Origin of the sequence: Acetobacter senegalensis, assembly GCF_001580995.1 — a bacterium.
Classification (GTDB): domain Bacteria; phylum Pseudomonadota; class Alphaproteobacteria; order Acetobacterales; family Acetobacteraceae; genus Acetobacter; species Acetobacter senegalensis.
This window is the reverse complement of sequence record NZ_LHZU01000078.1, coordinates 1-11,940: the sequence shown is the minus strand read 5'-3', so window position 1 is coordinate 11,940 and position 11,940 is coordinate 1. Positions and strand designations below refer to the sequence as shown.

The 11,940-nt window shown below is 56.1% G+C and carries 12 protein-coding genes, 1 tRNA gene and 1 pseudogene; 8 read left to right on the top strand and 6 right to left on the bottom strand.

Going from position 1 to position 11,940, the window contains the following annotated elements; all coding sequences use genetic code 11:
* The first annotated feature begins 74 nt into the window (after window positions 1-74).
* The 3 genes and pseudogenes from AD948_RS01385 to AD948_RS18580 all read left to right on the top strand — a co-directional run.
* Entirely contained in the window at window positions 75-677 is a 603-nt protein-coding gene (locus AD948_RS01385) for a recombinase family protein (RefSeq protein WP_061470364.1), read from the top strand.
* A gap of 534 nt (window positions 678-1,211) precedes the next feature.
* Window positions 1,212-1,622: a hypothetical protein gene (locus tag AD948_RS01380; protein ID WP_006559660.1), complete on the top strand. Its 411-nt coding sequence runs from the start codon at window positions 1,212-1,214 to the stop codon at window positions 1,620-1,622.
* Window positions 1,623-1,643: 21 nt separating this feature from the next.
* A pseudogene (locus AD948_RS18580) lies at window positions 1,644-1,907 on the top strand (BRO-N domain-containing protein); the annotation flags it as partial.
* Window positions 1,908-1,926: 19 nt separating this feature from the next.
* Here the strand turns inward: AD948_RS18580 and AD948_RS18575 are convergent.
* The 6 genes from AD948_RS18575 to AD948_RS01350 all read right to left on the bottom strand — a co-directional run bounded on the left by AD948_RS18575 (window position 1,927) and on the right by AD948_RS01350 (window position 7,172).
* Window positions 1,927-3,264, bottom strand: a complete 1,338-nt coding sequence (locus AD948_RS18575) for a hypothetical protein (RefSeq protein ID WP_061470361.1) — start codon at window positions 3,262-3,264, stop codon at window positions 1,927-1,929.
* Between the two features lie 376 nt (window positions 3,265-3,640).
* Window positions 3,641-5,143 carry a tyrosine-type recombinase/integrase gene (locus tag AD948_RS01370; protein WP_227005074.1) on the bottom strand — a complete coding sequence of 501 codons (1,503 nt, stop codon included), beginning with the start codon at window positions 5,141-5,143 and terminating at the stop codon, window positions 3,641-3,643.
* Window positions 5,144-5,302: 159 nt separating this feature from the next.
* Window positions 5,303-5,393, bottom strand: a tRNA-Ser gene (locus AD948_RS01365).
* 65 nt (window positions 5,394-5,458) lie between these two features.
* Complete coding sequence (locus AD948_RS01360) at window positions 5,459-6,121, bottom strand: phosphoribosylanthranilate isomerase (RefSeq protein WP_082782241.1); 663 nt, start codon at window positions 6,119-6,121, stop codon at window positions 5,459-5,461.
* Window positions 6,121-6,825, bottom strand: a complete 705-nt coding sequence (gene pyrF / locus AD948_RS01355; RefSeq protein WP_061470359.1) for an orotidine-5'-phosphate decarboxylase — start codon at window positions 6,823-6,825, stop codon at window positions 6,121-6,123. Before pyrF ends, AD948_RS01360 begins: the two co-directional genes overlap by 1 nt.
* On the bottom strand, window positions 6,825-7,172 hold the full coding sequence (locus tag AD948_RS01350; RefSeq protein ID WP_061470358.1) for a LapA family protein: 348 nt from the start codon (window positions 7,170-7,172) through the stop codon (window positions 6,825-6,827). The genes pyrF and AD948_RS01350 overlap by 1 nt, the downstream gene beginning before the upstream one ends.
* A gap of 206 nt (window positions 7,173-7,378) precedes the next feature.
* On the opposite strand from AD948_RS01350, the gene AD948_RS01345 reads away from it, so the two are divergent.
* The 5 genes from AD948_RS01345 (at window position 7,379) to AD948_RS01325 (ending at window position 11,830) form a co-directional block, all read left to right on the top strand.
* Window positions 7,379-7,885: a protein-export chaperone SecB gene (locus AD948_RS01345; RefSeq protein WP_248845873.1), complete on the top strand. Its 507-nt coding sequence runs from the start codon at window positions 7,379-7,381 to the stop codon at window positions 7,883-7,885.
* 57 nt (window positions 7,886-7,942) lie between these two features.
* Window positions 7,943-8,605 carry a hypothetical protein gene (locus tag AD948_RS01340; protein ID WP_035380179.1) on the top strand — a complete coding sequence of 221 codons (663 nt, stop codon included), beginning with the start codon at window positions 7,943-7,945 and terminating at the stop codon, window positions 8,603-8,605.
* A gap of 106 nt (window positions 8,606-8,711) precedes the next feature.
* Window positions 8,712-10,109 carry a M20/M25/M40 family metallo-hydrolase gene (locus AD948_RS01335; RefSeq protein WP_061470357.1) on the top strand — a complete coding sequence of 466 codons (1,398 nt, stop codon included), beginning with the start codon at window positions 8,712-8,714 and terminating at the stop codon, window positions 10,107-10,109.
* Window positions 10,110-10,121: 12 nt separating this feature from the next.
* A complete protein-coding gene (pdxA, locus tag AD948_RS01330) occupies window positions 10,122-11,093 on the top strand; it encodes a 4-hydroxythreonine-4-phosphate dehydrogenase PdxA (RefSeq protein ID WP_061470356.1) in 972 nt (323 codons plus the stop codon).
* Window positions 11,090-11,830, top strand: a complete 741-nt coding sequence (locus tag AD948_RS01325) for a pyridoxine 5'-phosphate synthase (protein ID WP_061470355.1) — start codon at window positions 11,090-11,092, stop codon at window positions 11,828-11,830. Before pdxA ends, AD948_RS01325 begins: the two co-directional genes overlap by 4 nt.
* Window positions 11,831-11,940: the final 110 nt, after the last annotated feature.

Sequence of the window (11,940 nt, the reverse complement as noted above, 5' to 3'; positions counted from 1 at the left end):
TTGCGTAAATCAGGAATTACTCAAACAGACATCGTGCTAAGATGCCCCTTTCCTGCACGGAAAAGAGGTGGAGCATGGGGCAGAAAATAGGGTATGCGCGGGTCAGCACAGTTGGACAGACCCTTGATATACAAGTAAAAACTTTAAAAGAATTTGGTTGCGTAAAAATTTACCGCGAAAAAGCAAGCGGCGCTGATTCCGAGCGCTCACAGCTTAAAAAGCTGATTGCCTTGTTGGGTGAAGGTGACATCATGGTTGTCACGCGTATCGACAGACTCGCCCGGAGCACTTTCGATCTCTTTTCTATAGTTAAAGATATTACGAATAAAAAGGCACAGTTTCATTCAATAGCGGAACCATGGACTGATACGAGCACCAGCACCGGACGACTGATGCTTGCTGTCCTTGGAGGCCTCGCTGATGTCGAGCGCGATCTGATTAGAACAAGAACATCCGAGGGTCGGGTCAGGGCCATCCAGCAGGGCAAGCAGATGGGACGACCATCCAGACTGACCACCGCACAAAAACGGGATATCAGCGCAAAAAGGAAAAACGGAATGACACTCAAGTCTCTGGCAACAACCTATGGACTCAGTGAAAGTGCTGTTTCCCGAATTGCCCGATCCCATGACACACTGAAAACGACGAAAGAATTTCCATCTGACCCGTCCTTTTGACGCATGAAATATTTCCACGAATCTGAAATACTGCACGAGATAGTTGTCCAGCCCCTTCTGTAATAATGAGGTGAGGTGGGTAGTCTGTTTCCATGTGGTTTCTTACATGCGGAGGAAGCCTATGAGCAGCCAAGTGCTGCTTCTGAGGCGCATGACAGCTCTTGGCTACTGTGATATAGAGCCAGACGGCCAGAGCGTTCATCTTCCGTCATGGCTTTTCCTTTGTTGAGTCTATAGTTTCAGTGTGATGCCTTCTCAGGTCTGGCAGGGTCTGGGAAGGCAAACAAGGGGGGAGGATTGGGTATCAGCTAGTCCCAATAGCTTTTGGCCGCTCTCCCTATGACCTCGAAATCAGAGGAAGGAGATAGACATGCTCACAGCCTTTTTGTGCCTTGGCGCTATGATAGGGACCGTGGTGGTCCGTGGTCTCTGGCTTTGCAGGAAGAGAGACTGATAGGTCACCCTTTTCGGAATGGTGTTTTTCACTCTTGGTTGGTTGCCTACTTTGGCAAAAACTAGCGATAGGTCTGAAAGATGCATCTTCAGTTTATTCCAGAACAAAGAAAACTTACCCTCTCCATTTTACGGAAAACGGCTACTATAGCAGTTTTCGGAATAATCTCGCTAGCAGACAATATCTCTTCAATGGCAGCAGCAAGCAACACGGTTCATAGTTTCACCAACCCAACAAAAGCCCATGAAAACATGCTGCCAGATGCAGCTGCAACACAAGAAAAACCACCTACTCAGCAAGATGAATGGCTTCTCTCTCAACAGGACACCGCAGAACAAAATAGAAGCGAAAGTCTGCTGACAGCAGGCCGCCCTGCCGGAGGTATCCGCGATTTAACTACGTTCACCGAGATCATGCCGGGGAAAGCTCCACGGGAAGAACGGTGCATGTGGTCCGCTAGTGGAGCATTGGAGTGCTCAGAAGTCCATTAGCCTCAGGCAATCCGCACCATCATGCTGAACGGTGAACCTTGGTGGGTCCTTGCAGATGTTTGCAAGGTTCTGGAAATCCGCAACTCACGTGACGCGGCTGATCGTCTGGATGATGATGAAAAGGATGGTGTAGTTATTACCGACACCATCGGAAGAAGGCAGACTGTAACTGCAATCAACGAAAGCGGCCTCTACTCGCTTATCCTCACAAGCCGCAAACCGAGCGCCAAAAGGTTCAAGAAATGGGTCACTTCGGAAGTCTTACCTGCCATTCGGAAGACTGGTGGCGACATGGTGTCTTCTCTTATTTGGACACCTTCACTCGCAGAGTATTCCCCAGAAGCCTGTGACTGGCCTGTTCAATGGCCTTCTGCGCTTTATCAGCCCAAGACACCGGAACAAGAAGGGCATCATGTAGCGGCAGAGCAACGCCTCCCTGACCTACTATATCTTCCATGGCTCTCCGCATGATCTGAGCTTCAACAGAAATCAGATATTGCCCCACAGCTTTCTCTCGGTAACCCGTAGGGACTGTCTGCATGATGCTGTCCGGCACGATATGGTCCAGCTTTCCGAGGAATGGATAGTGCCTCAAAGCTGCCTGTTTGATGGTTGTGGCCTTGATGGTGCTCCTTATCTTTGCATCCACACGGTCAGACCATCTGGAACAGGGCTTGCCTGCCCCAAAGGTAGCCACAAACCACTGTTTGACGGCTTTCCTGTGCTTAGCGGCATCAATTCCGGGCAAGGAGTATAGGTCGCCCGGAGGAAGCGCATGGCCGGACAGAAGAAGTGCAATTGACAGGGAAGCAGCCGATATGTCCACCTCCTGCACAGGCTCACCGTCAATCTTGATGAATTGCCGGTCCTCACGGGCCATAGACTGATAGTTGTCTGCCCCTTTTGCATAGATGCGCCCATGAAAGGACAGGGAGCCTATGAACTTCATCTGCAAAACGGGTCTGGCACATCCTGAAAACCTGTGGTGAGCAATAACGTCCTGTAGGCGCTGCATGAAGAGCAGAAGGTCTTGGGGAGCTGGCTCTGTTCCTGTGTTTCGGCTGTCTGGAAAAGGCTCTATTTGCACTGGCTCAGCAATGTCAGACACTGGCGCAGGAGCCCTCAGAGGCCAGTCTGAGAAGGCTGTTTCCTTGGTGCAGCCATAGGACTCAGCAAGCCGCAAAAGGGCCTGAGAGGGCCGTAAACGGGCTCCTTCGCCCTGCCAGCTACCCCATATATCCTTCCACCCTTTGCCAGACACATAATCAAGCAGACCAAGCTCTATCAGGGCTCTGGTTTTCTTCCAGAACGCATTGTGCCCGAAAGGCAGTTTACGACTAGTAGCCCAGAACCAGCCGCTATGCCCTTCATTTACCCGACACCATTTGCCCCTAAAGCCTTTCCGCATCAAACCGGCCAGAATGATGCCTGTTTCTCTTGTGCGTTTGTCCCTGCCTTTGTCCCGCTCTCTTCCTGAAGGTGGCTGGTTACTGTCTGACTTCCTGACAACCAAGGGACGAATACACTCAGACACATCATCCACTAACTTTTGAGCACAGTCTCCCGAAGGCTCACGGGCCAGAGACAACACGTCAGCATCCTGCAATTCCGTGACAGAGTGAGTCTGGCTGCTATTTTCCATCTTTTGGTCCGAAACCTTCCGACTTATCCCCTATAAGACTACCGTCTAGTTCATGCAGACAGGTCTAGTAAAGAGGGGGTAGGAACACCTATCAAGACAACATTAAGGTAGGTGTTCTTTGTGGTGTCTGTAGATAGTGGATAAATGCCTTACATGCTCTCGGACACAAAGACCAGATAAAGAACAACAAGAACATGTTACTCTAGGATTTATGAACTATACCCTGTAAGGGGTGGTGTTTCTTGGTCTGGTGTTCTTCTGTAGTAGGTTTCTGTCTAAGGGTGCAATGAAGGACTTCAGACAACCAAGAGCCAAAGGGCTCATTATTCTGCCTATGTAGCTCTTGTGGTCCGAAACCCATGAAGGCAGACAGCGCCTAGAGAGGCAGAGCGTCCTTCACAGCCTCTGGCATCCCCTTGTCAACCATACCCAGAATGGCCGCTTCATAGGAGGGCCACGGCATGTGCTGTTCCATATAAACGGACTCTGTGATGGTCTGGGGCTTGTGGCCCATCAGCTTCTGAGCGACCGATAACTGACATTCAGACACACCTGCTACCGATGCCCTACGCATGAACGTGCCAAAGCACTTCCTGAAGCTATGGAACGTCACCACACGGCCTGAAGCATCCCCAAGCACATCCCGCCTGAAGGTCGTGAACCTTTTGGCGAAATAGTAGCCCCTCTTCATCCCCGGACCACCCGGCTTGCACTCAGGGAACAGCGGTGCATCTAATTTCCCTGTAGCAATGGCAGCAGCCAGTCTTCTTTCAATGATTGGCCTGACGAGAGGATGAAGGGGCACGCTCCTAACAGAATTGTCTGTCTTGGCCTCCGATGCCAGCACAGTGATGCCCCATAATGGCCCCCACTCCCCATCCCTGTTGACAATCCTGCTGATCGACAGACTGCACAGTTCGTTCTCTCTGGCCCCTGTCAGGAGCGCAAGACGCATCAGGTCATGAATGGCTGAGCCCCAAGCCCAGCGCCTTCCTTCATCGGGGTCCGCTTTCAGAAGGAGGACCAGTTCATCGGCTGTGTATGCGACAACCCTCCCACGTGTCTTTCCCATTTTTTCGGCTCTTTTCTTGAGCCCTGCTGTGGCCCCTGCCCATGGATTGGCACCTGAGAGGATGTGCTTGCGTAGGCACCAATCCCACAGAACCTTCAGGGAACTGATTTGCCGCCCTATAGTCTTGGGGCTGAGCCCTTTCTCGAACAGCCATTCTGAATATTCGCCAATAACAGGGAGCGGTATGTCTTCAATCACCTGCTGCTCAAGGAACGCCATAGGGTCCTTGGGTGTGCCCCTGCCCTGTTTCTCTGCAAGATAGGTTCCAAAGTGCCTGAGGCTTGCGCCTTCCATATGCAGAGTGGAGGCAGACACATCCTGTTCTCTTTCCCTCCGCCAACGGTTCATAAAGGAACCAAAGGGCGTTGCGGTCCCTGTGGCAATCTCCCGGAACCGGGTCAGATAGGCGGCTCCGTCCAGTCCCTTGTTGTCCAGTTCAGCAGCTCGCTCAGACAGCATATCGTCCATGCCATCAATCAGCCGGTGCATTGGGCTGTCTGGGTAGCCCTCTTCATCCTCTCCCACATCAGAAGCCGCCTGTATGCGCTTTCTGGCAGCAAGGGCCTCTGCAAGCAGGGCGTCTTCTTCCATCCAGTCCGGCTTCCAGTCTCCTGCAAGAGGCGCAAAGCCAGCAGCAATCAGCTTTGCGTCCACCTCAGCACGGAGATGTGCAAGAGCCTTGTCCCTCCGCCTAATGGCTTCCTTGAGGTCTCTGGTCTGAAGGGAAACAACCCGCTCCTGAAGGATGCCTGAAGGCTTCCCATAGGCTTTCCCTGCATCAATCCATCTGTCTCTGGGAATAGACAAACGAGCATACCAAGTTAGCCCGCCAGTTCTCCGCAATCCGTGCATATCGAGCGCCTTCTTCATCGTGGAAGGACTACCGACAAGCTACTACCGACACGGAACGCATGGACTACCGACAACAAGGTCTAAGTGGTTGTTTTTACTATGTTTTTGATTGACTGGCGGAGAGAGAGGGATTCGAACCCTCGGTACGCTATTAACGTACACACGCTTTCCAAGCGTGCGCCTTAAGCCGCTCGGCCATCTCTCCGGCGCGGGTGTGGTAATAGCAAGATCAGCGAAACTGGCAAGAGGAAATTCTCCCCCTCACACGTTTTAAACGGAAAAATGTGGTTTCCGGGCGTTCTGGATGAAGCGTTTTATGGCCTCGGGGCTTTTAACGCCCGGTGCGCTTTCCACACCGGACGAAACATCCACGGCTGGCGCACCCGTGAGAGTCACGGCCTCTTCCACGTTTTCCGGGTTCAGCCCTCCCGCCAGCATCCACGGAAAAGGCGGATGCCAGTCGTGCAGCATGGACCAGTCCAGCTTCTGGGCGTTGCCACCCGGCCGGGTAGCCTGTGCGGGCGGTTTTGGCTCGATCAACAGCCGGTCAACCAGGCAACCTGTCGGGAGTTCCGCGCGGCTGGATACAGGCTGGGAAAGCCAGACCGGCACGCCCAACCGTTGGCTGAGTGCCAACGCCCGCTCCGGTGAGGCATAGAGTTGCAGGATATCCAGCTTCACACCATCCAGCACACGGGCCAGCGCGTCATCATCTGGATGCACAAACAGACCCACCCTTTTGGGGCCACCTGCATGCCGACGGGAAAGGCGGTCCGCCTGCTGGGGCGTGATATTGCGGGGGGAGCGCTCAAAGAAGACAAAGCCGATCCAGTCGGCTCCGTGCTCCACGCAGGCATCAAAACCCGCTTCCTCTGTCAGACCACAGATTTTCACGCCCCGATGCGGCATCGTGTCTCCCAGCGGTTGCGCCATTACCCAGCCAGTTCTGCCGCGATTGCCGCTGCCGCTGCGGCCGGGTCAGCCGCCTGCGTGATGGGACGCCCGACCACAATCCAGTCGGCCCCGGCCTGACGCGCTTCACCGGGCGTCATGACGCGTTTCTGGTCCCCTGCCTGACTCCCCGCTGGGCGGATACCTGGCGTTACCAACAAAGGAGCATCTCCCAACGCATCACGGAGAGATGCAATCTCATGGGCTGAGCAGACAAGCCCGTCTATGCCGGCCTGCATGGCCAGTTTACCAAGGCGCAGAACCTGTGCCCGTGCGCCATCCGCCACACCCGTTTCTGCCAGAGCGTGGTCATCAAGGCTGGTCAGCACTGTTACAGCCAGAAGGGCTGGCCGGGCATCAGCCGGGAATGCTTCATCACACGCCTGACGCGCCGCTTCCATCATGGCCCTGCCGCCTGACGCATGCAGGGTCAGCATTCTGGGTCGCAGGTAAGACAGTGCCCGAACAGCGGCACCCACCGTATTGGGGATGTCATGCAGTTTCAGGTCCAGGAACAAGGGCGTGCTGCCTGCAACATCCGCGACAGCCTGAAAGCCCGCCGCATAGGCAAACTCCAGCCCCAGTTTAACAGCCCCGGCAGAAGGGCCCACCGCCTGCGCCCATGCTTTAGCTGTGGCGGGGTCCTGTGTGTCCAATGCGGCAATAAGGCCGGTTTGACGTGCCATTAAATGGAATCTTCAGAAGGAGGAGGAATAACGGCAGCAGTCGGGGCGCCCTGCGGATGCTCCACCACGTGGGTTGCGGCAGAAGCCGCCTGCACCTGGGCAAGCTGGGCTTCAAGCTCACGCACCAGTTGTTCAGCCTTGCGCGCCCGGCGGCGCTGCACAAGTTCAGCCGCCCAGAGGCAGAAAGCCCCCATGATAAAGGCGACGGCAGCGACAATCAGCGCCAGAACACCTGCAGAACATTTCCAGCTATATGTGAGCAACCACATATCCAGCGGGTCCTGATTACTGGCGCTGAAGACAACAAGCGCCAGCAAAAACGGGATAACAACAGTCAGTCTGATCATGGTTTTGTGGTACCCTCACGTTGCTGGAAGAGCAAGGACTATCAAGGCTCCGCCATGACCCGCCCGCCTGCGCACAGGACAAAACACCAAGGTGGGGTCTCGCACATCCAGAGCTAATCTGTTACTGCTGCCAGACATATCAGTCACTGAAATTTTCTTTCGCATTCAGCTTTAAGCCAAACAATCATAAGGAGTTCCTGCCCCACATGTCCGATCATAACGAACACACGATAGACTCCGTTGATGGCGGCATGAATATGGGCCGGGGCAATCCCACCATTCTGATGGGCATACAATACAGCAAGACCGTCACCTTCCAGACGGTCAACGCGCCGGCTGTTTACATGCGCGCGCAGGAACGCCCGCACATTGCCATCGCGGTTGATGTCCGCGCCCACCAGTTGGGGGAAAACCAGCCGAACTTTGAGGTGGAGCTTGTTCTGCAATGCCGTGGCCAGACTGCGGCCGGTAATAACGGTGAACAACCCACACCCTTGTTTGAAGCCAGCCTGACCTACGCTGGTCTCTTTACGCTACAGAATTCCACCGCAGAAACCTTTGAGCCGCTTCTTCTGATAGAAGCGCCGCGCCTGCTGTTTCCGGGTGCACGCCATGTGCTGGCGACCCTCAGCCGTGAAGCTGGCTTCCTGCCCGTTGTGATTCAGCAGATTGATTTTGCGCAACTGTGGCGTAACCGCCGCGCAGAAGTCTGAGCCTTTTCCTTCCTTAATGCCCCGGCGGTTTTTGTTCAGTATCCGGAAAGCAGTGTGATGACAGTAGCCCAGTTCCCCCCTCTGTGGCAGGCGTTTGACCCTGTCTGGTATCGGCAGGAATACAAGGATGTGCTGGGCGATGCCGCCACACTCTCGGATGAGGATCTGGCCATATGGTATCAAAGCCAGGGCGCGTTTTCCGGCCATTCCCCCAACCGCTATTTTGATGAGGAATGGTACAGGCGGAACTGCCGGGAAGCACAGGAAGCCCTTGCCTCTGGCCAGTATCGCTCCGGTTTTGAACATTACTGTCAGATCGGGTTCAAAACACAGTCCCCACACTATCTGTTCTCTGAACGCTACTATACCACCCGCTTTGCAGACGCGAACGCGCAGGCGCTGGCCAGCCAGGGCTTTGCTAACGGGTATGATCATTATCTGCGCGTAGGGGATCAGGAAAAACGATCAGGCCATTTATTCTTCAACCCAGATGTCTATCTTCAAAACTGTCCTGCAGAGGCTTCAGACGAGCCTTTGCCCCCTTTTAGGCAGTTCCTGCACACAGACAGAACCCTGCCGAACCATGTTGTTCTTTCCGAGCATTTCAACCCCGAATGGTATGCACGGATGAACCCCAACGCGGTGATGATGGTTGAGTATGGCTACATGCCCAACGTGCTCTATCAGTTTCTGGCAGACTTCACGCCAAACGGGTTCTGACCTTTTCTCTCCGCCCTATTCGTGGGATTGCACTCTGTAACAGGATGTAAAGTGGCGGAGATGCTTTTCTCCACGCACCAGGATTGAGAAACAGAGGGTTACGCACATGACCGTACAGGCCGCACTGACGCAGGCAGACACAGGGTTGGACGCCAGCCTGAGCCGTCTTTTTGATCTGCTGCGCATCCCCAGTATCTCCACCCAACCCGAACACGCGCCAGACTGCCGCAAAGCCGCAGAATGGCTGGTGGACACCCTGAAAGAAATCGGGTTTGAGGCCAGCGTGCGTGAAACCCCCGGCCACCCGATGGTTGTGGGCCACGCCAAAGGCCCCGCGGGCGCACCCCATGTTCTGTTTTACGGGCATTATGACGTTCAGCCGGTAGACCCGCTGGATCTGTGGCATTCCGCACCGTTTGAACCCGTGATGGTCAAAGGCCCCACGGGCGACATGGAAATCACGGCCCGAGGTGCTGCGGATGACAAGGGACAGGTGATGACCTTCCTTGAAGCCTGCCGCGCCCTGAAGGCTGCTGATGGCACGTTGCCACTTTCCGTGACCGTGCTGATTGAGGGCGAGGAAGAATCTGGCGGCGTGAACCTGCTGCCGTTTCTGGAGGCCAACCGTGACGAACTGAAAGCCGATGTCGCGTTGATCTGTGACACCGGGATGCTCGCGCGTGGCATGCCCGCCATTACCACCATGCTGCGTGGCATGGTGGGGGAAGAAGTGACCATAACCTGCGCCAATCGGGATCTGCACTCCGGCATGTATGGCAACGCCGCGCGCAACCCGATCCAACTCCTGTGCGATATCCTGTCCGATCTGCGTGACGGCGCCACCGGCCGCGTGACTCTGCCGGGCTTTTATGAGGGCGTTCCGGTTATTCCGGAAGAAACCCGCGCCCTGTGGCGCAAGATTGGCCCTACGGATCAGGAAGGTCTGGCCCCGGTTGGCCTGAGCCTGCCTGCTGGCGAAATTGGCTACACCGCACTGGAACAGACATGGTGCCGCCCGAGCTGCGAGATCAACGGGATCAGCGGTGGGTATGAGGAAAAGGGCTTCAAGACCGTTCTCCCCTCCAAGGCCATGGCCAAGGTTTCCTTCCGCCTTGTCGGTGATCAGGACCCTGAGAAAATTCGCGCAGCCTTCCGCGCCCATGTGCAGGCCCGCCTGCCTGCTGACTGCTCAGCCGAGTTTGTGCCGCATGGTGGCTCACGCGCCAGCATTGTTTCCGCCAATATGCCCTTCCTGCCCCCGGCCCTGACCGCACTGGAAGCAGAATGGCAGCACCCTGCCGCCGTTATTGGCTGCGGTGGCTCCATTCCCGTGGTGACCGAAGTGCAGCAGGCACTGGGTATGGACTCTCTGCTCATCGGTTTTGGTCTGGAAGACGATCGGGTCCATTCCCCCAACGAGAAATATGATCTCACCTGTTTTCACAAAGGTATCCGCTCCTGGATCCGCGTTCTTTATGCGCTGACCGGCAACGCCCCACAGTAAGGAAAAAACGCCATGCTGGTTCTGACACAGGGAGACCCGGCAGGCATCGGGCCGGAAATTACTGTCAAAGCCTGGCAGGCAGTGCGCCACAGTGGCCCTGCGTTTGTGTTTCTGGGCGCACCAGAATTGCTGGAAGGTACCGCCCCCGTGCAGGTGGTCTCCTCCATTGCGGAGGCGGAAGCGGTTTTTCCCTCCGCCATTCCGGTTCTGCCGCTGGGTCTGGCCGCGCCAGCCATACCCGGCACACCGGACAGCCGCAATGCGCCCAGCGTGATAGACAGCATTGCCAAAGCCGTTGCCCTTGTTCTGGATGGTGCGGCAAGTGCGGTCGTCACCAACCCCATCAGCAAGGAAGTAGTGCAGAAAACCGGCTTTGCGCATCCCGGCCATACATCTTATCTGGCGGAACTGTGCGGGGTGCCGGGGCAGGATGTGATGATGCTGGCTGGCCCATCCCTGCGGGTGGTGCCGGTTACGGTACATGTAGCGCTCCGCAAAGCTATTGATCAGCTCTCGACAAACCTGATCATACAGACAGCCCGCACGGTGGCAAAAGGGTTGCAACGTGATTTTGCGCTTTCGGCCCCGCGTCTGGCCGTTGCAGGGCTGAACCCCCATGCGGGAGAAAACGGACTGATGGGATCTGAGGAACAGGACATCATCCTGCCCGCCATCACCGCCCTGCGGGCTGAAGGTATGGACATTACCGGCCCCTACCCTCCGGATACACTTTTCACTCCACAGGCTCGGGCAAAATATGATGTTGCCCTGTGCATGTATCATGATCAGGGGCTGATTCCGTTAAAAACACTGGATATGGCGGAAGGCGTGAATGTAACGCTTGGCCTGCCCATTATCCGCACATCCCCTGACCATGGCACGGCTTTTGATATTGCCGGGCAGGGGCTGGCTGATCCGTCCAGCCTGTTAGCCGCCCTGCGGCTGGCGGCGCAGTTGAGCGAAAACAGAAAGAAGACCGCATGACCACAGCAACCCGCTCCCCTATCCGGCTTGGTGTGAACATTGACCACGTTGCCACCGTGCGCAACGCCCGCGGCGGCACCCACCCTGACCCGGTAGCCGCCGCCCTGCTGGCCGTGCAGGCCGGGGCCGATGGCATTACCGCCCATCTGCGCGAAGACCGCCGCCATATCCGGGATGCGGACCTCAAACGCCTGCGCACGGAGCTTTCTGCCCCGCTGAACATGGAAATGGCCGCAACGGATGAAATGGTTGCACTGGCCTGCGCGCTTGTGCCCCACGCCTGCTGCATTGTGCCTGAACGGCGCGAGGAAGTGACAACCGAAGGCGGGCTGGATGTTGCAGGCCAATTGGAAAGCCTGACACCCCGCGTACGCGCTTTGGCCAGCAAGGGAATTCGGGTTTCCCTGTTCATTGACCCAGACCCTGCGCAGGTGGAAGCCTCCGTCACGGCTGGTGCTCAGGTGGTGGAACTGCACACCGGCGCGTATGCGGAAGGCCGCGTGGGTGAACTGGACCGCCTGCGCGCTGCCGCCACGCAGGCCCATGCTGCCGGGCTGGAAGTACATGCCGGGCACGGGCTGACATTTGAAAACGTTGGCCCGGTTGCAGCTCTTCCTGAAATCCGTGAACTGAATATCGGACACTTCCTGATCGGGCAGGCCATTTTTGACGGCCTGCCATCCGTTATCCAGGAAATGAAACGCCGTATCCACCAGGCGTCTAGCGCAGCATCATAGCCGCTCACGCCTGAGGGCAGTAGTTCAACAAAGAAGTGGCTGCTGCCATTACACTATGCGCCAATTGTAGCACGAGGCACGAGGCACGAGGCACGAGGCACGAGGCACGA

Coding starts and splice junctions, on each gene's coding strand:
- AD948_RS01385 (WP_061470364.1), top strand. CDS start 75: ATGGGGCAGAAAATAGGGTATGCGCGGGTCAGCACAGTTGGACAGACC.
- AD948_RS01380 (WP_006559660.1), top strand. CDS start 1,212: ATGCATCTTCAGTTTATTCCAGAACAAAGAAAACTTACCCTCTCCATT.
- AD948_RS18575 (WP_061470361.1), bottom strand. CDS start 3,264: ATGGAAAATAGCAGCCAGACTCACTCTGTCACGGAATTGCAGGATGCT.
- AD948_RS01360 (WP_082782241.1), bottom strand. CDS start 6,121: ATGGCGCAACCGCTGGGAGACACGATGCCGCATCGGGGCGTGAAAATC.
- pyrF (WP_061470359.1), bottom strand. CDS start 6,825: ATGGCACGTCAAACCGGCCTTATTGCCGCATTGGACACACAGGACCCC.
- AD948_RS01350 (WP_061470358.1), bottom strand. CDS start 7,172: ATGATCAGACTGACTGTTGTTATCCCGTTTTTGCTGGCGCTTGTTGTC.
- AD948_RS01345 (WP_248845873.1), top strand. CDS start 7,379: ATGTCCGATCATAACGAACACACGATAGACTCCGTTGATGGCGGCATG.
- AD948_RS01340 (WP_035380179.1), top strand. CDS start 7,943: ATGACAGTAGCCCAGTTCCCCCCTCTGTGGCAGGCGTTTGACCCTGTC.
- AD948_RS01335 (WP_061470357.1), top strand. CDS start 8,712: ATGACCGTACAGGCCGCACTGACGCAGGCAGACACAGGGTTGGACGCC.
- pdxA (WP_061470356.1), top strand. CDS start 10,122: ATGCTGGTTCTGACACAGGGAGACCCGGCAGGCATCGGGCCGGAAATT.
- AD948_RS01325 (WP_061470355.1), top strand. CDS start 11,090: ATGACCACAGCAACCCGCTCCCCTATCCGGCTTGGTGTGAACATTGAC.